Origin of the sequence: Actinoplanes subtropicus (genome assembly GCF_000721705.1) — a bacterium.
Classification (GTDB): domain Bacteria; phylum Actinomycetota; class Actinomycetes; order Mycobacteriales; family Micromonosporaceae; genus Actinoplanes; species Actinoplanes subtropicus.
This window is the reverse complement of the sequence record NZ_JOJL01000020.1, coordinates 177,407-194,393: the sequence shown is the minus strand read 5'-3', so window position 1 is coordinate 194,393 and position 16,987 is coordinate 177,407. Positions and strand designations below refer to the sequence as shown.

Sequence of the window (16,987 nt, the reverse complement as noted above, 5' to 3'; positions counted from 1 at the left end):
TCGTGCTTCTGTAAGACTCGTCACGGACAGGAGCGGACTTCGGCTCCCCGGAAAGTGGCGGAGGCTGCGAGAGAGCTCCTCACCGAATGTCTTGGCCCGGGCCTCGGCGCTTTCCGGGTCGCATTGACGTCGAAGAAACGATCGCGGTGCGGGGCCATTCCCTGCGGCAATGTGGAGGGTACTTGATGATTTCGAAACCGGGTACGCTGGCGCGGTGTGTCGCCAGCGGATTGACGGCGGCAGCGGTAGTTGCCGGGGGAGCGATCGTCGCCAGTCCGGCGTTCGCGGTTACGCCGTTACCGACGATTACCAGCGTCTTCGTCGCAGGCTCCAGCACGAACAAGGTGGTGACCTCTGGAAGCACCATCGTCATTACTGGAACCGGCTTCACCGGTATGACGGACAATGCCGCCGTCAGTGGTTGCAGCAGTAACGCTCCGGTGGCCTATCCGACGACGAACTCCGGATGCTCGCAGGTCCGATTCCTCGGAGTCGGGGCGACCAGCACCTCGAACTTCACGGTTGCGACCCGCTACACCGTCGTGTCCGACACCACGATCTACGCCACCGTGCCGACGATCAGTGCAACGGATGGGGCCAGCGGGGGGCCGGTCGCGGGCACGGGCTCGGTCAAGGTGCAGGTTCTGAATACCATGGGTGGCGGAACGTCGAGCTTGCTCAGCGCTTCGACGGCCAGTGAGCTTTTCTACCGTAGGCCGCTCACCGCCACGATCGCCGCCACGAACGCGAACCCGGTCGGCGGCGGGGTGCTCACGGTTGCTGTCACCGGCGGGATCGCCAACCTGACAACCACGACCTTCCCGCTGGAGAAGATCACCGCCTACGTCTACAGCACGGTGGGGACCGGGTCCAACGCCCCGCCGCAGGTCGCCTCGGCCACCGTCGCCTTCAAGGACACGACGAACGTCTCCGTGACGCTTCCGCCGAACAGCCCGGACGGTAGTCCGTTCGGGTTGATGCTGGTCCACGACGGAATCCCGGGCACCGCGGATACGACGCATCTGACGTACCCGGCCGTGATCAACGATATTTCAACCTGCTCGGTCGACCTTACGTCCACTCTTCCCTCGACGCTCCCCGCCTGTACCGGTCCGGCGAACACGCCGGGGTCCGGCACCGCCGACGTCAAGGTGACCGGAAAAGGCCTGACCGGCGTGACCGTGTGGGACTGGGACGGCAGCCTCACCACCAGCAGCTCTGTCGGAGTTGAGTACACGTGCACGGTAATCTCCGACACCCTGGCCTACTGCCACCTCGTCATCCACACTCTCCCGAGCCCGCCCGTGGTCTCGGTTTCGTTCACCACGGTGGACCCGGACTCCGGTGGACCTCTGACCGCGCCGGCTCTGGCTCCCACGTCCGGCGGGATCCTCATCTACAGCTCGCTCGTGTAGCTCAACCCAACCGAGTCAAGTGACTGCCCGGGGCCTCGTCCCCGGGCAGTTGTCGTCCCCGGGGTATTGGTCGCCGACTAAATAAGGGGTGCCTTACCTATTCACGGTAATGGTGGCGTCGTTTTCCGGCGGTGTGGAATTGGTTTATCGTCGAGGCGTATCCCGAACTCGAAACCAGGAGGCCGCCATGACGCAGATGCTCGAAATGCCGCGGGTGCAGACCTGCACCGTGAGTGAGTGTGGCTACAACCACGACGGCTGTACGGCGTTCGCCGTCACCATCGGCACGACGATGTCGGCCGAGTGCGACACTTTCGTCGACTCCGGCGACAAAGGTGGCATGGGCAGGGCGTTGGCGCAGGTCGGGGCCTGCAAGCGGGCCGACTGTCAGCACAACACCGACCTCGAATGCCACGCTCCGGCCATCGTCGTCGGCCAGTCCGGCGACAAGGCCGACTGCCTCACCTACGAAAAACGATAGCCAGATGAAAAGAGCGCCCGTTGTCTTCGATCGAGACGGCGGGCGCTCTCGCATTTCCCGGAACGCACATCATTCGTCGTTTCTCCCGTTATCCTCCTTTCGGGTCTCCCCAGCGCTGACTTCTCGCGGGGCCCCGTCCCGACTACGGATTCGGCGCCGCGCGCCGTTGGAGGAGGCCGACCAGGGCCGTCATTTCCGCCCCGACCTTGCAGAGCGGGTCCATCCTGACGGCGACCATCGGCGGCCTCTCGGTGCACGCCTTCACCAACGCGGTGCTCACCGCGGCCGGCAACACCACGGTTCAGCCGTCGTCGTTGTCGCCGCGGCACGCCACGGAACGGCGCCGATGGTGGCAAGTGGGCCGGGACGGCGAGCGTGCGGTTGGGGCGTTTTCGCGCGTACGTCTGCGGTGGTTTTGTCGGTTTTCGCTTGGAAGTAAGTACTTACTTGCGCCCGGTGTGCCCGGGAGTTAGCGTCGTAAGTAAGCACTTACTAGAAGCGAGGACGTGAGATGAAGACGATCGAGGAGCTGGGGCGGGAGCGCTACCTGCTGCTGGAGACGCGGAAGCGGGACGGAAGCTGGGTCGGGACGCCGGTGAACATCGTGGTCGACGGCGGCCGCGGGTTCTTCAAGTCCTACGACGCGTCGGGGAAGGCCAAGCGGCTGCGCAATTTCCCGGAGGTGCGCGTGGCGCCATGCACGATGCGCGGGAGGGTCACCGGGGAGTTCGTGACCGGACGGGCTACCTTGCTTGACGGGGAGAGCGCGGAAGTGAAGCGGGCCGGGAAGCTGCTGGCGCGCAAGCACCCGCTGCTGCAGGGGCGGCTGGTGCCGGCCTTCCATCGGAGCAAGGGCTACAAGACGCTGTTCTACGAGCTGACGCTGGAGCGGAACTGAGCACCAAGGACACGATCGTGACCGCCGCGATGGACCTGTTCGGGCGGCAGGGCTATCACGCGACCACGATCGCGCAGATCGAGGCGGCGGCCGGGCTCTCGGCCGGCGCGGGCGGGCTGTACCGGCACTTCAAGAGCAAGCGGGCGGTGCTCGAGGAGGGCCTGAACCGGCAGGTCGCGGCGGGGGCCCCGCTGCTGTCCGTTCTGGGCGGCGCGGAGCTACCCGCCGGCCGGCGGGAGCGCTTCCTGGCGGTGGCGCGGGCCGGCCTGGCGCGGCTCGAGCAGGAACGGGACGTGAACCGGCTGCTGCTGCGTGACCTGGCCTCGTTTCCCGACCTGCTGGACCGCGTACGCGAGCGCGAACTGCTACGCGTGCACGTTGCGGTGACCGCGTTTCTGCGGGAGGAGCTACCCGGCGAGCCGGACCCGGAAGCGCTCGCCGCGGTCATCATGGCGGCCGTCAGCCATTACTGGATCATGTCAGACGTGTTCGGCGGCGATCATCCGCACGAGGTGGACACCGAGCGTTTCCTGCGGGTGCTGGTGCGTCTTGTCGTGCCGGAGGGGCGGGATGGCGCGGCCGAAACGTAGGTCGGCGCGGTGTTGCGGGACTTCCGAGGCGGGCGCTACTCGCGAACGACGTCGTCAGCTGTCGCGGCGGTGACGGCGCGGCGCAGCCAGATGGCGAGCTGGCCGATGTCGGTGCACGCCATGATCTCGCCGCGGATGTCGTCAGAGACCGGGACGCCGCGTTCCTCGAGCACGGTGAGGATTGCTTGGGCCTCGCCCCTCGCCTCGCCAATGGCTTGCTGTTCATCGGAGACTTGGCGCAGCAGCTCACTTTGGAACTCGTAGCCGGCTGTGGCGGACATGAACGCCTCCCATCGGGTGCGGATGGCTGGCGGCAGGGCCGGCCGGCAGATCGGGTTTTGTCCTGGTTGCTGCTACGGGGCCTTCGCGCTGAGCGCTGGGCATGCGACTAGACTAGTCGTATGCCATCCAGGATGTCGATAGGTTCCATCATTGATATTGCCGATAGTTGGTACAGGCGGGCTGGCTGCGGAATTACTTGGTGAGGGCTCGGGTGATGTCGGCGGCGTTGAAGCGGGCGGGGTCGAAGTCGGCGGACGAGTCCAGGCCGAGCCACTCCAGCCGCTCCTCGTGCTCGGGATGAGCCGGGTCGGCGAGGATCTCGAGCAGGTCGGCATAACCCCAGACCCCGCCGCAGTCCTCGGGTGGGGCGGCGCGCCGGCCGCCCGTGCACCTCGGGTACGGCCCGGGGCCGCGGTCCAGCGCCTTCTCCACGGTGATCTCGTGCGTCCAGTTGTCGCCGAAGTCGTACGTGTATCCGAACTTGTCGCCCTCGGCCGGCGCCACCTGCTCCAAGGTCACCGGCGCCTCCGCCCGGTGGCCCAGCTCGCGGTCGGCGACTCCGAAATCGCCGTACGCGGTCTCGAACACGTGCAGATGCGCGTCCTCCCAGCCGAACGCCGTCTGGATGATGCCGTGAAGCTTGGCCAGGCTGGTGTCGGCGGGGACCTCCAGGCGTCGCCAGATCGGCGGTTTCGTCTCCTTGAGGGCCACCTTGATCTGGTAGATCGGGGCCGTGCCGCTCGACTTCTTCCGTTTCGCCGGCAGCTTCGGCGTGCCGGCTCGGCGCTGCCGTGGGGTGCCAGGGGCGGCCGCGAGCTGCCGGAACATGGTCAGCATGTCCAGCGGGGAGGATCCCTCGTCGTGCGGGGCCGGCGGCCGGGGCGGCTCGGGCAGCGTGCGCATCCGGGCTCGCAGCAGCGCCGCCAGCTGGTGATAGCCGAGCCCGTCCGCGTCGTCGTCGTCCGCCAGCGCATCCGGGCCGAGGTCCGCGTCGTGTACCGCTCGGGCGTCGAGGGCGCGCTCGGTTTGCCAGCGGAACTCGGCCGGCTCGAGGTCCTCCGCCGTCATCTTGAGGTCGGCCCGGCGGGCGTCCTTCTGGAGCGTGTCGAGGACCTCACCCAGAACCTCGCCGGGGAAGATCACGATGTCGACCGCAGCGTGGCAGTCGGTGTGGTCGGCGTGCAGGAGGAAGCCGTGTGAGCTGCTGCCCCGGTCGAAGGTGCAGAGGAGGGCCGAAGCGGTGCCGTCGGCGATCGAGAATCGCCGGCACAGGGCGACCCGGACCGGCTCGGCCAGCTCGCTTGCCCAGGCCGGGGCGGGCACTCCCGCGCCGGCCAGCATCGTTGCGGCGTCGGCCGCGGCCGACCCGTCCGCCACGGCGCCGAGCGCCAGCAGCACGGCGAGCGACCGCTGGTCCGCCTGCGCGGCCACGGCGGGCACGATGCCCTCGGCGAGGGCATCGGCGAAACCGTCACCGGCAACGCCGCCCGCGGCCAGGAACGCGGCGCCGAACAGCTCCGCCTCCAGCGGGTCCTCGGCCTCGAGGAGCTCTGCGCCGCCGGCGACCAGGTCGTCGATGAGCTGCTGGGGATCGAGATCCTCACCTGTGCAGGCGGGGCAGTCGCAGGCGCCGGACTCGACGGGCGGCAGGGCGCGGAGGATTCGCGGGCCGGACCGCCGGGACTTGCCGCCTTTGCGGCCGCGACTACGAGGGCTCACCGGCACAGTCTTCCACCCCGGGTACCGAAGGGCACCGCCGGCCACTCGTACGAGATCGACACTGAGCATTTTCTGAGGGGCGTTGTGCGTCTTGTCGTACCCGAGGGGCAGGATGTGCCCCAGGAAACGTAGGCCACTGGAGGGGGAGTGTCGTGCGCGCGGTGTATCGGATTCTCGCCATGCTGATCGCGGTCGGGGTTGTCGTCCAGGCGGCGGCGATCGCGTACGCCCTGTTCGACATCCTGCACAAGACCGATGACGGCCAGGTGTTCACGAAGGACTCGGACAACGCCGGCATCGCCGTGCACGCCGTGGTCGGCGAGATGGTCGTCCCGCTGATCTGCCTGGCGTTGCTGGTCGTGTCCTTTTTCGCCGGCATCCCGGGCGGGGTGAAGTGGGCGGCGATCACGTTCGGCGTGATGGTGCTGCAGATCGCGCTGGCCTACGTGGGCGGCCCGGTGCCGATCCTCGGCACGCTGCATGCGATCAACGCGTTCGCCCTGGCCGCCGTTGCCTCGCTGGCGATGCGCCAGGCGCGGGTGGCCGGGGCGCCACAGGCGAGCGCCTCGGTGGCGGCTTGAAGAAGTCCGTCAAGATTGCCGTCGCCGTAGGGGTGACGGTGGCGATCCTCGGGCCGCTCGCGTATTTCTGGCAGCGGAGCCTCGTCCCGTCCACCTACGACATGGCCGAGATGGGCTATCCCGACTACGGGGGCGGCCAGCAGGCCGGGCATGTGCACGGCGGGGCCGGGTCGATCAGCGTGGCCTCGCTGACCGGGCCGAGCACCGGCGACCCCGACGTCGCGGTGACGCTGACGGCGCGCACGGAGAAGGACGGGCGCTACACGCTGAACGGGCAGACCCCCGGTCCGGAGATCCGGGCCAAGAAGGGCCAGCTCGTCCAGGTGACGCTGATCAACGACAACGTGACCGACGGCGTGACGCTGCACTGGCACGGCGTCGACGTGCCGAACGCGGAGGACGGCGTCGCCGGCATGACGCAGGACGCGGTGCAGCCGGGGCACAGCTTCGTCTACCGGTTCGTGGCGCAGGACGCGGGGACGTACTGGTACCACTCCCATCAGGTGTCGCACGAGCAGGTGAAGAACGGGCTGTTCGGGGCGTTCGTGGTGAGCGAGCCGGTGTTCTCCGAGGGGATCGACGAGGTCGTCGAGGTGCACACGTACGACGGGCGCCGGACGATCAACGGGACGGCGGGGGAGTCGCCGCTGCCGGCCCGGCCGCGGCAGCTCGTCCGGGCCCGGGTGATCAATACCGACGCCGGGCCGTTGCGGGCTTGGGTTTCCGGAGCGCCCTACCGGGTCGTCGCGATCGACGGCCGCGACGTCCACGGCCCGACCGACATTTCCGACAAATCCGTGACGGTCACCGCGGGTGGGCGGGTGGATCTCGAGTTCACCATGCCGGCCTCGGGGGCGGCCAGGGTCGATGCCGGCGCGGGGGCCGCGCTGGCCGCGGGCGGGTTGTCCGCCACCGCCGAGCCGAAGACGGTGGTGGATTTTCTGACATACGGGACGAAAGCCCCGATCGGCTTCGACCCCGCCAAGGCGAACCGGAACTTCGACTATCGCATCGGGCGCAAGGCGGGCTTCCTCGACGGCAAGCCCGGCCTCTGGTGGTCGGTCAACGGACACCTCTTCCCGGACGTGCCGATGTTCATGGTGACCGTCGGCGACATCGTGCGCATGACGATCTCCAACAACAGCGGCGAGGTGCACCCGATGCACCTGCACGGGCATCACGCCGTGGTGCTCAGCCGCAACGGGGTGGCCGCGACCGGCAGCCCGTGGTGGTTCGACTCCCTGGACGTCGGCGACGGGGAGACGTACGAGATCGCCTTCGTCGCCGACAACCCGGGCATCTGGGTCGACCACTGCCACAACCTGAAGCACGCCGCCGACGGGCTGCTGGCCCACCTCGCCTACACCGGCGTCACCACGCCCTACAAGATCGGCGACGTGGCCGGCAACCAGCCCGAGTGACTACAGGTACATGCCGGTCGAGGGCGGGGTGGCCGGCACGGTGACCGGCTTGGCGCCGGTCTTCAGGGCGTACAGCTCGGCCAGGGTGGCGCCCTCCGGGCCGACGCCGCCGGTCGTGCCCAGCCACGCGGTCGCCTCGGCGTACGGCAGCCGGCCGACCTCGATGCTGGCCAGGCAGCGCCCCGGCCGGATCACCGCGGGGTGCAGGGTGGCCAGGTCCTCGTTGGTGGTGATCGCGATCAGCGCGTGCCGGCCCTGACCGAGCAGGCCGTCGGTCAGGTTCAGCAGCCGGGACAGCGACTGGCCGGCGCTCGCCTTCGCCTCGCCGCTGACCAGCTCGTCGCAGTCCTCGAGCATCAGCAGCCGCCAGCGCGGCTCGTCGTCGTCGCCGCTGCCCAGCGCCACGCTCATCAGGTACGCCGGGTCGCCGAACAGCCGCTCCGGGTCGAGCACGCAGTCCACCTGGCACCACGACCGCCACTGCTGCGCCAGCGCCCGCAGTGCCGTCGTCTTGCCGGTGCCGGGCTCGCCGTGCAGCAGCAGGAGCCGCCCGTGCACGACCGAGCCATCAAGCGACATCAGCTGCTCGAGCGTCCGCGCGACCGGCCGCGAATAGTTCGCCTGGATCTTCTCCCAGGGCGCCGCGTCGATCTCCCGCTGCACGCGTCGTGGTCCGTGCGGACCGAAATGCCAGAATCCGATGGGTACGCTGTCCTCCGCCGGCGCCGGCTCCTCGACCGCGCCGGCGGTGACCGTCTCGAGCACCGACTCGGCCAGCTCGGCGCTCACGGCCGTCACGGTGACGCGCGCCCGCCGGCTCTGCTTCCAGCGGATCACGTGCAGCGTCCAGCCCTCGCCGACCGCGAGCCGGCCCTGCGCGTCGTCCTCCACCGCGTCCCGCAGCACGCGGGCGTCCTCGTCGGTCAGCGGCGCGTCGGAGCGCACGTTCTCCAGGTACTTGCTGCGGCCGTACGGCTCCCGCCCGGTGACGAACGCGTCCAGCGCGAGCAGGTCGACCACGTCCACCAGTCGGTCGACATCGTCGACCGAACCGGACAGCGGCAGCGTCGTGGAAGCCGGGGGCGTGACCGCCGGCTCCACGGCGCGCCCGGCATGCCGGTCCACGGACTGGTGGGGTGTACGCATACCGCCATGATCGGTCATCGACGTCGATGTGGCAGTCGATTTTCGGCAGGTTGATCCGATCGGGACTGCCGTCAGGCGTCGGTCCTGGTCAGCACGAACACCGGGATGACGCGGTCGGTCTTCTTCTGGTAGTCGGCGTAGTCCGGGTACGCCTCGACCGCCCGCTCCCACCACAGCTCGCGCTCTTCGCCCTCGGCCTCGCGGGCCAGGTAGTCGTGCTTCTCCGGCCCGTCCTGCAGCTCGACGTGCGGCTCGGCGCGTACGTTGTAGACCCAGACCGGGTTCTTCGGGGCGCCACCCAGCGAGCCGATCACCGCGTACTGCCCCTCGTGCTCGACCCGCATCAGCGCGGTCTTGCGCAGCAGGCCGGTCTTCGCCCCGCGCGAGGTCAGCACGATGACCCGCATCCCACGCATCGTCGTGCCGTCGGCGCCGTTGGTGGACTCGATCTTCTCGGCCTGCTCGCGCGCCCAGCCGGACGTGCTCGGGGCATATTCACCGTTCAATGGCATGTGATCACCCTATGCCCTTCTCCGGAGACCGAAGGCCGACCACGGCGGCGTCGGTGCCGCCGCGCCAGAGCACGCCCGCCTCGGCGAAGCCGGCCACCCGCAGCGCGTCGACGTGCCAGAGCGCGGGCGGCGTCCACTCCTGGTGATGCGTGACCGTGGGGTAGATGCGCTCCCGCTCGACCATCTTCGGTCCGAGACGTTCGTCGGCCGCGGCGCGCTGCCACCACTCGGCCCACGAGGTGGCCGCGCCGGACGCGTACCGGGCCTCGCGCAGTTCCCGCCCCCGCTCCCTCAGCCGCGTGGAGAGCGTGGGCAGCGACTCCTCCGGCAGGTGGTCGGCGTTCACGAAGATGCCGCCCGGCCGCAGCACCTCGAGGACCTCGCCGTAGAGCGTGGCGACCCGCTCGGCCGGCAGCCAGTGCAGCGCGGTGGCGGTGAGCACCGCGTCGAAGCCGTCGGTGGGCAGCTTCGCCCGCCAGGCCGGGTCGCCGAGGTCGGCGTCGACGATCGTGGCCCGCCCGGCCAGCGTGGCGTCCGCGATCGCCAGCAGCACCGGGTCCTGGTCGAGGACGGTCACCTCGGCGCCGGGGAAGCGGCCCAGCGTACGCAGCGTGATCGTGCCCGGCCCGCCGGCCAGGTCGAGCACCTTCGGCGGCCGCCCGTCGGTGATCGCGTCGACCGCGGTGAGCATCGCCGCGAAGCGCTCCTCGCGGTCGGGCATGAACGCCGCCTGTTGCCGGTCCCAGCTCTCCTGCCAGATGTAAGCAGTCATACCCCCTACGCTAGTTACCGCTCGCGCCGGACTCAAGTCGTGCGGCGAACGCCACCAGGTCCCGCCGTTCGACCGCCGCGGCCATCAGGTCGGGGAACGCGTCGGGCGTGCAAGCGAAGGCCGGCACGCCCAGCGCGGCCAGCGCCGCCGCGTTGTCGTGGTCGTACGCCGGCGCGCCCTCGTCGGAGAGCGCCAGCAGCACCACCACCTGCACCCCGGCCGCGGTCATCTCGGCCACCCGGCGCAGCATCTGCTCCCGGACGCCGCCCTCGTACAGGTCGCTGATCAGCACGAAGATGCTGTCCCGCGGCCGGGTGATCAGCTGCTGCCCGTACGCGATCGCCCGGTTGATGTCCGTCCCGCCGCCCAGCTGCGTCCCGAAGAGCACCTCGACCGGGTCGCTCAACTGGTCGGTGAGGTCGACCACGGCGGTGTCGAAGACGACCAGGGACGTACGCAGCGACCGCATCGAGGCGAGCACCGCCGCGAACACCCCGGAGAACACGACCGACGCCGCCATCGATCCGGACTGGTCCACGCACAGCACGACGTCGCGCTGCACGGCGGTGGTGCGCCGCCCGTAGCCGACCAGCCGCTCGGGGATCACCGTGCGCAGGCCGGCCTGGTAGTGCTTGAGGTTGGCGCGGATGGTGCGATCCCAGTCGATGTCCGCGTGCCGGGGCCGGTTGATCCGGGACGCGCGGTTGAGCGCGCCGCTGATCGCCGCCCGGGTCTTCTGCGTGATCCGCTTCTCCAACTGTTCGACCACGGTCCGCACCACCTGGCGGGCGGCCTCCTTGGTCTTGGCCGGCATGACCCGGTTGAGCGAGAGCAGCGTGCCGACCAGGTGCACGTCCGGCTCGACCGCGGCCAGCATCTCCGGCTCGAGCAGGAGCCGGGTCAGGTCGAGGCGCTCGATCGCGTCGGACTGCATGACCTGCACCACGGTGCTCGGGAAGTACTCGCGGATGTCGCCGAGCCAGCGGGCCACCTTGGGCGCCGAGCCGCCGAGGCCGGCCGAGCGCTTGCTGCCGGTCGTCTCGCCCTCGCCGGGCGCGCCCGAGTCGTAGAGGGCGGCCATCGCGGCGTCCATCTGCCCGTCGCGGCCCTCGGCCTTGCCCAGCGGCTCGTCCGCCGCCCCGCCGAGAACCATGCGCCAGCGTCGCGCTCGTTCGCCGGATAAATCGGTCATAGCTCTCTCCCCAGCAGAGCGCTCAGCGTCGGCAATACAAGATCCGCCCGCGACTCGTCGAAGCCGAGGGCGCCGGCGTCGGAACCCGCCGAGCGGCCCCCGGCGATCTTCTCCCCGATCGCCCGGCGCTCCCCGGCCTCGAACGCCCCGAACGTCCGCCGCAGCAACGGCAGCACCGCGTCGAACGCACCCGCCGGGATGTCCGCCAGCCACCCGTCCAGCAGGTCGAGCAGCGCGTCGTCGTGCACCAGCAGCAGCCCGCCCCCGGCCAGGAATCCCTCCACCCACGCCGCCCCGTGCGCCGGCGGCGTACCCACCGTCAGCGGCAGCCGCAACCGCCGCCGTGCCTCGGCCGCATCCAGCCGCCCCGCGTCCAGCATCAGCCGGGTCAACCGCCCGGCCAGCAAGCCGTGCAGGTCGGCCCGCCCGGCCACCGATTCCAGCGTGCTCAGCCAGCGCGACCGGGCATCCTCGTCGTCCAGCAGCCCGATCGCCGCGTGCACCCCGTCGATCCGGTCGCGCAGGATCTTGGCGGCCTCGTCGGAGAGCGAGCCCACCGCGGACGGCAGCCCCGCGCACACCCGGCCGAGCAGGCTGGTGGTGACCGCGGCCAGCCCGGCCACGTCGGTCTTGCGGACGTCGCCGTAGCGCAGCGTGCGGGCCAGCGCCGGGATCGCCGCCATCAGGTGCCCGACGTCGGCGTCCAGCGCCGCCCGGGCGTCGAGCGCCGCCAGCACCGGCGGATAGGCCTCCGCGAGGTCGGCCAGCAGGCAGGTCTCGACCAGGCCGGTCACCTCGGCGAGCGTCTCCGCCTCGGCGGCGCCCCGGGTGAGCCGCACCGTCGCGGCGGCGGCCACCGTGGTGCCGAACATGCTGCCCTCGACCAGCCGTACGGCGAACTCGGGTTGCCAGCGCAGCTTCCACTCCTCGCGGAAGGTCCCGGTCGAGCCCCGGCCGGAGGCCGCGGGCTCGCCCCACGGCACGCCGATCACGCGCAGCCGGTGCAGCAGGCGGCTGCGCTTGAGGTCGGTCTCCCTGCGGAGGTCGAGGTCGAGCGCACGTTCGAGGGCCTCCGGTTTGAGCCGCACGTTGCGCTGCTGGGCCGCCAGGTCCTTGGCCAGCGGTACCGCCGGCATCTCGTCGGGCACCCCGCCGAGCCGTTCGCCGACCACGAGCCGCTTGTTGATCAGTTCGACCCGCAGCGGCTCGGCGTCGCACATCACCGCCTCGGCCGCCTCGGTCACCTCGGCCAGCCCGGCGAGCGGCCGGCCGCGCAGGGTGGCGAGCGCCTCGGCGAGCCGGGTGGCCTCGATGACGTGCGCCGACGAGGTGGGCACGCCCTCGGCCCGCAGCACCCCGGCCGCGTCCACCAGCCACCGCGGCACCACCTCGTCGGCCGAGGTGAACAGGTGGTGGTACCAGCCGGGCGAGCGCACCCCGGCGCCGTAGCCGGACCAGGAGGCGAGCCGCCCGTACGTCCACGGCACCCAGGTGAACGCGACCTTGCCCTTCTTCCGGCCCTTGAGCAGGTCGGTGTCGTCCTTCTGGGTCACCTTGCGGGTCAGCGCCGGCACGTGCCACGCGCCGCACACCACGGCGATCTCGTCGTGCGTCTTGCGCACCTCGCGCAGCACCGTCCGCATGTACGCCTCGCGGACCAGGTCGTCCGGGTCCTCCGGGGAGTCGTCGCGGATCGCGGTCATCGCCTCGGCGATCGCCTCGAAGGCCGGCATGCCGCGGTGCTCGACGACGTCCTCCCACCAGCGCTCGGGGTCGTCGTAGCCGGCCGCGTTCGCCAGTTCGCCGATCGGGTCGACCGGGCGGCGTAATTCCGGTGAGTCGGATTTATCCAGACGAAACCCGAACGGCAGGTCGAAGAACCGCACGGGAACCTCGGCCGCAACGGCCCATTTGAGCGCCTGCCACTCCGGGGAGAAGACCGCGAACGGCCAGAAGGCCGCCCGCCGCGGATCGTCAGGCGCATATCCCAACAGCGCGACCGGCGGTTCAAGATCGGCGTGACGGACCCACTCCACCAGCGCGTCGGCCTCCGGTGGGCCCTCGATCAGCAGCACCGACGGCCGCTGGCGCGCCAGCTCCGCCACCACCGCCCGGGCCGAACCCGGGCCGTGATGGCGGATCCCGTACAGCCGCTCAGGCATCGCGGGCGGCCCGATAGAAGTCGATCCAGTCGGGACGCTCGCGGACCACGGTCTCCAGGTATTCCCGCCAGACCACGCCGTCGGACACCGGGTCCTTCACCACCGCGCCGACGATGCCGGCCGCCACGTCGCCCGCGTGCAGCGTGCCGTCGCCGAAGTGCGCGGCCAGCGCCATGCCGTTGGTGAGCACCGAGATCGCCTCGGCGGTGGAGAGCGTGCCGGTCGGCGACTTCAGCTTGGTACGCCCGTCCTCGGTCAGCCCGCCACGCAGCTCCCGGAAGACGGTCACCACCCGGCGGATCTCCTCCAGCGCGGTCGGCACCGCGGGCAGGTCGAGCGACGCGCCCAGCTGGGCGACCCGGCGGGCGACGATCTCCACCTCCTCGTCGGCCGAGGCCGGCACCGGCAGCACCACGGTGTTGAACCGGCGGCGCAGCGCGCTGGACAGCTCGTTCACCCCGCGGTCCCGGTCGTTGGCGGTCGCGATCAGGTTGAACCCGCGCTGCGCCTGCACCTCGGTGTTCAGCTCGGGCACCGGCAGCGTCTTCTCGGAGAGGATCGTGATCAGCGCGTCCTGCACGTCGGAGGGCACCCGGGTCAGCTCCTCCAGCCGGGCGATCGCGCCGGTCCGCATCGCCCGCATGATCGGGCTCTCCACCAGCGCCGCCTCGCTCGGCCCCTCGGCGAGCAGCCGGGCGTAGTTCCACCCGTACCGGATCGCCTCCTCGGCCGTGCCGGCGGTGCCCTGCACGAGCAGTTTCGAGTCGCCCGAGATCGCCGCCGCGAGGTGCTCGGACACCCACGTCTTGGCGGTGCCGGGCACGCCGAGCAGCAGCAGCGCCCGGTCGGTGGCGAGGGTGGCCACCGCGACCTCGACCAGCCGCCGCGGGCCGACGTATTTCGGCGTGACCTTCGCGCCGTCGCCGAGCAGGTAGGTCACCACCGCCTGCGGGGAGAGCCGCCAGCCCGGCGGGCGGGGCCGGTCGTCCTCGCGGGCGAGCTGGGCCAGCTCCTCGGCGTACTGGTCCTCGGCGTGCGGGCGCAGAGCGGTCACGAAAACTCCTGAAGCATCTCGTGGCGGAAGGTGAGCGTGCGGGCGAGCTCGGCGACCGGCCGCACCCGCGACTGGTCGGACGGCTCCTGGTCGAGCTGGACGGCGAGCCGGCCGACGAGGTCGGCCCACGCCGGGGGCATGGCGAGCGCCGCCGACCGGCACAGCTCGCCGAGCTGCCAGGTGTGCCGGTCGGTCCGGGCGCGGTGGGCGATGGTCTCGAGCACGGCGGCGGACAGCTCGTCGGGCCACCGGCCGGGGTGGATGGAGAGCAGCCGGTGGGCCATGCCGTCCTCGCGGCGCAGCGCGTCGGCGGCGAGCCGGCCCAGCTCGTCCGGCGGGATGATCAGATGCAGATCCCACCGGACCGACTCGCGCAGGGCGCCGGCCGCCTCGTCGATCAGCGCGGTGGCCCAGGCCGGGTCCTGCTGGGTGACGGCGGCCTTGGCCCAGCCGTGCAGCAGCGCCGACTCCCAGTCGTTGCCGCGGGCCAGGCGCAGCATGGTGGCCGGGTCGGACCAGGTGTCGAGCGGCGCGCCGGCCAGCGTCTCCTCCAGCAGCCAGGCGCTGACGCCCAGGCCGCGGGCCGGGGTGGCGGCCATCCCGTCGCGGCGCATCCCGGTGTCGAGATCGTCGGGCGGCGTGACCAGCAGCCACCCGCGCGGGTCGAGCCGCACGGCCGCGGCGGCCCGCTCCCGCATCCGCCGGCCCAGCGACGAGCCGGGCAGGCCGCGCAGCAGGTCGAGGGCGGCCTCGCGGACCTCCTTGCGGCGGTCGTCGAGGGCCTCCTCGAGGAACGCGTCGTCGGCGACGCTCAGGCCGGTGCCCAGCGCGGCCACGAACCGGGCCCGGTCATCCGAGGACTCCTGGGCGAACGACGCGGCGAGCAGCTCGCGGGCCGCCGCCGGATCGGCCCGGCGCAGCTCGGTGAGGTAGCCGAGCCGCTCGCCGATGGACCCGGTCTCCCAGGCGGCGGAGGGGACCGACTCGTCGCGCAGCCAGCGCCAGTCGCCGCGCATCCCGGCCAGCCAGGCGCCGCGGCGGCCGGCGACCTGGGCCAGCGCCGGGCGGATCAGCGAGTTGCGCCGGCCCGCGTCGAGCAGCGCCGGCAGCACGACCGGGGGCACGTGGCCGCCCTTGGCCGCGGCCGCCGCCAGCCACTGGGCCAGCAGCTCGTGCGCGACCTGGGCGCCGCCGGGCACGCCCTCGCCGAGGATGCGGATCAGCCGGGCGCCGGCCGCGGCGGGCAGCGGCGGCGTGATCTCGGTCGGCGCGGCCGGGACCGGCGCGTGCCCGTGTGCCGGGGTGACGCCGGCCCGGCGGCGGGCGAGCGCGACCGCCGCGGCCTCCAGCAGCGAACCGCCCGGCCACGGGCGGCGGTCGGTGCCGACCAGGGCGGCGGCCAGCAGGTCGGGCGGCAGCTCGGGCTGCCGCGGCGCACCCATCGGATTTGAGGTCGGTCCTGTGGGCACCGGGAAGCCGGCTGGGACGAAGGCGCCCTCGACCCAGGCGGCGAGCGGGCGCAGGCCGGTCGGCGACCACTCGGCGGCCACCGTCGCCGGGGCCGCGCCGGCCGCGGCCAGCAGCCACCACGGCTCGTGGTGCCCGGCGGCCAGCGGCAGGGCGGCGCCGGACTCGTCGACCAGCCAACCGTCCTCGCTCGGGGTGACCCCGGCGAGCAGGACCGGCGCGTCGTACCGCCAGGGCTCGGCGGCGATCGTGGTGGCCCAGCCGCCGAGCGCCTCGGCCAGCTGCTGGGCGCCGTCGGGCTCGGGGAACGGCTCGGCGGCGCTGTGCCGCTCGGCGACCAGCGCGCGCAGTGGGGCGGCGCCGGGGTAGAAGGTCAGATCGCCGCGGAACTCGGTACCCGGGGCGAGCTCGGAAACCAGCGGCTGGCCGGGCGCGGCGAACGCCAGGACCAGCGCGAACCGGCCGGTCGCGGCGCCCCGCAGCCAGGTGCGCCGGGTGGTCAGCGCGCCGTCGTCGACCTCGACCTGGCCGAGCACCTGCCAGCGGTCGGTGACCCGGGGGCCGGCCAGCACGTCGTCGGTGGCGACCGGGAACCCGATGCGGGAGCGGACGGTCGCGGCGAGATCGGGCGGCAGCTCGCCGAGCCGCTCGTGCCCGGCCACCAGCAGCCGCAGCAGCGCGAGCTCGCCCAGGAGCCGGTCGGCCCAATGCGGGCCGATGCCGGCGATGCTGCCGAGCCGGCGCACCGCGCCCGCGGTCGTCGGGGCCTGGGCGTCGACCAGCCGGGCGGCCATCGCGTCGAACGGTTTCGGCCCGCCGCGCTGGGCGCCGGCCAGCCCCTGGCGTACCTGGTCGTCCAGCCAGCGGCTCAGCTCGGCCATGCCGCTCGCGACCCGCTCGGCCCGCTGCTCGACGCGCTTGGCCGCGGCCACCGGATCAGGTGGACCATTTGCGGCCTTCTTCCGAGAAGCGGCAGCCGCGCGCGCCGCCTGCCACCCCAAGATCCAGGAGGGTGGGTCCGCAGAGGACAACTCGGACGAAGCCCACAGCATGAGCAGGCCCACCGAATGTTTACAGGGGATCTTGCGGCTGGGGCAGGAGCAGCGGAACGCCGGCCCGGTCAGGTCGACACAGACCTGGTAACCGCGGCACAGTCCCCAAAGGAAGTCGTCGACCCGGCCGGACGCCGAAAAGGTGAGGCCCCGCGCGGCCTTCACCGAGGCGGCATCGGGGGCCAGGGCCTCGACCTGGGGGAGGGACCATCGCTCAACGGGCACGGGCAAACCCTAGACGCG

The 16,987-nt window shown here is 71.8% G+C and carries 15 protein-coding genes; 6 read left to right on the top strand and 9 right to left on the bottom strand.

What is annotated here, in order from left to right; genetic code table 11:
• The first annotated feature begins 185 nt into the window (after nucleotides 1-185).
• The 4 genes from IH26_RS0126130 to IH26_RS0126110 all read left to right on the top strand — a co-directional run bounded on the left by IH26_RS0126130 (nucleotide 186) and on the right by IH26_RS0126110 (nucleotide 3,384).
• Nucleotides 186-1,415, top strand: coding sequence for a hypothetical protein (locus tag IH26_RS0126130; protein ID WP_157437394.1), 1,230 nt, complete (start codon nucleotides 186-188; stop codon nucleotides 1,413-1,415).
• 187 nt (nucleotides 1,416-1,602) lie between these two features.
• Nucleotides 1,603-1,896: a DUF1540 domain-containing protein gene (locus IH26_RS0126125; RefSeq protein WP_030438879.1), complete on the top strand. Its 294-nt coding sequence runs from the start codon at nucleotides 1,603-1,605 to the stop codon at nucleotides 1,894-1,896.
• 511 nt (nucleotides 1,897-2,407) lie between these two features.
• Nucleotides 2,408-2,794 (top strand): PPOX class F420-dependent oxidoreductase, encoded by a 387-nt coding sequence (locus IH26_RS0126115; protein ID WP_030438878.1) that lies wholly within the window; start codon nucleotides 2,408-2,410, stop codon nucleotides 2,792-2,794.
• A gap of 17 nt (nucleotides 2,795-2,811) precedes the next feature.
• A complete protein-coding gene (locus IH26_RS0126110; RefSeq protein ID WP_051808512.1) occupies nucleotides 2,812-3,384 on the top strand; it encodes a TetR/AcrR family transcriptional regulator in 573 nt (190 codons plus the stop codon).
• Nucleotides 3,385-3,419: 35 nt separating this feature from the next.
• On the opposite strand, the gene IH26_RS54025 is transcribed toward IH26_RS0126110, so the two are convergent.
• Together IH26_RS54025 and IH26_RS58245 are read right to left on the bottom strand one after the other, a co-directional pair.
• Complete coding sequence (locus tag IH26_RS54025) at nucleotides 3,420-3,665, bottom strand: hypothetical protein (RefSeq protein WP_063763746.1); 246 nt, start codon at nucleotides 3,663-3,665, stop codon at nucleotides 3,420-3,422.
• Nucleotides 3,666-3,858: 193 nt separating this feature from the next.
• Nucleotides 3,859-5,385: a plasmid pRiA4b ORF-3 family protein gene (locus IH26_RS58245; protein WP_030438875.1), complete on the bottom strand. Its 1,527-nt coding sequence runs from the start codon at nucleotides 5,383-5,385 to the stop codon at nucleotides 3,859-3,861.
• Between the two features lie 152 nt (nucleotides 5,386-5,537).
• Between IH26_RS58245 and IH26_RS0126095 the strand changes: the two genes are divergently transcribed.
• Both IH26_RS0126095 and IH26_RS0126090 read left to right on the top strand, forming a co-directional pair.
• Complete coding sequence (locus tag IH26_RS0126095; protein WP_034215948.1) at nucleotides 5,538-5,966, top strand: hypothetical protein; 429 nt, start codon at nucleotides 5,538-5,540, stop codon at nucleotides 5,964-5,966.
• Entirely contained in the window at nucleotides 5,963-7,387 is a 1,425-nt protein-coding gene (locus tag IH26_RS0126090; RefSeq protein ID WP_030438873.1) for a multicopper oxidase family protein, read from the top strand. The genes IH26_RS0126095 and IH26_RS0126090 overlap by 4 nt, the downstream gene beginning before the upstream one ends.
• On the opposite strand, the gene IH26_RS0126085 is transcribed toward IH26_RS0126090, so the two are convergent.
• The 7 genes from IH26_RS0126085 to IH26_RS0126055 all read right to left on the bottom strand — a co-directional run bounded on the left by IH26_RS0126085 (nucleotide 7,388) and on the right by IH26_RS0126055 (nucleotide 16,969).
• Nucleotides 7,388-8,533, bottom strand: coding sequence for a DUF5925 domain-containing protein (locus IH26_RS0126085; RefSeq protein WP_169789816.1), 1,146 nt, complete (start codon nucleotides 8,531-8,533; stop codon nucleotides 7,388-7,390). It abuts the gene before it with no gap.
• Between the two features lie 71 nt (nucleotides 8,534-8,604).
• The gene (locus IH26_RS0126080) at nucleotides 8,605-9,045 is read right to left on the bottom strand and encodes a nitroreductase family deazaflavin-dependent oxidoreductase (RefSeq protein ID WP_030438871.1); all 441 of its coding nucleotides are present in this window, start codon (nucleotides 9,043-9,045) and stop codon (nucleotides 8,605-8,607) included.
• 4 nt (nucleotides 9,046-9,049) lie between these two features.
• Entirely contained in the window at nucleotides 9,050-9,817 is a 768-nt protein-coding gene (locus IH26_RS0126075; protein WP_030438870.1) for a class I SAM-dependent methyltransferase, read from the bottom strand.
• A 10-nt stretch (nucleotides 9,818-9,827) separates the two neighbouring features.
• Complete coding sequence (locus IH26_RS0126070; protein ID WP_030438869.1) at nucleotides 9,828-11,009, bottom strand: VWA domain-containing protein; 1,182 nt, start codon at nucleotides 11,007-11,009, stop codon at nucleotides 9,828-9,830.
• Nucleotides 11,006-13,171 carry a DUF5682 family protein gene (locus tag IH26_RS0126065; protein ID WP_030438868.1) on the bottom strand — a complete coding sequence of 722 codons (2,166 nt, stop codon included), beginning with the start codon at nucleotides 13,169-13,171 and terminating at the stop codon, nucleotides 11,006-11,008. Before IH26_RS0126065 ends, IH26_RS0126070 begins: the two co-directional genes overlap by 4 nt.
• The gene (locus tag IH26_RS0126060; RefSeq protein WP_030438867.1) at nucleotides 13,164-14,225 is read right to left on the bottom strand and encodes an ATP-binding protein; all 1,062 of its coding nucleotides are present in this window, start codon (nucleotides 14,223-14,225) and stop codon (nucleotides 13,164-13,166) included. Before IH26_RS0126060 ends, IH26_RS0126065 begins: the two co-directional genes overlap by 8 nt.
• Nucleotides 14,222-16,969, bottom strand: coding sequence for a DUF5691 domain-containing protein (locus IH26_RS0126055; RefSeq protein WP_030438866.1), 2,748 nt, complete (start codon nucleotides 16,967-16,969; stop codon nucleotides 14,222-14,224). The genes IH26_RS0126060 and IH26_RS0126055 overlap by 4 nt, the downstream gene beginning before the upstream one ends.
• Between the last annotated feature and the right edge of the window lie 18 nt (nucleotides 16,970-16,987).

Coding starts and splice junctions, on each gene's coding strand:
- IH26_RS0126130 (WP_157437394.1), top strand. CDS start 186: ATGATTTCGAAACCGGGTACGCTGGCGCGGTGTGTCGCCAGCGGATTG.
- IH26_RS0126125 (WP_030438879.1), top strand. CDS start 1,603: ATGACGCAGATGCTCGAAATGCCGCGGGTGCAGACCTGCACCGTGAGT.
- IH26_RS0126115 (WP_030438878.1), top strand. CDS start 2,408: ATGAAGACGATCGAGGAGCTGGGGCGGGAGCGCTACCTGCTGCTGGAG.
- IH26_RS54025 (WP_063763746.1), bottom strand. CDS start 3,665: ATGTCCGCCACAGCCGGCTACGAGTTCCAAAGTGAGCTGCTGCGCCAA.
- IH26_RS0126085 (WP_169789816.1), bottom strand. CDS start 8,533: ATGCGTACACCCCACCAGTCCGTGGACCGGCATGCCGGGCGCGCCGTG.
- IH26_RS0126080 (WP_030438871.1), bottom strand. CDS start 9,045: ATGCCATTGAACGGTGAATATGCCCCGAGCACGTCCGGCTGGGCGCGC.
- IH26_RS0126075 (WP_030438870.1), bottom strand. CDS start 9,817: ATGACTGCTTACATCTGGCAGGAGAGCTGGGACCGGCAACAGGCGGCG.
- IH26_RS0126070 (WP_030438869.1), bottom strand. CDS start 11,009: ATGACCGATTTATCCGGCGAACGAGCGCGACGCTGGCGCATGGTTCTC.
- IH26_RS0126065 (WP_030438868.1), bottom strand. CDS start 13,171: ATGCCTGAGCGGCTGTACGGGATCCGCCATCACGGCCCGGGTTCGGCC.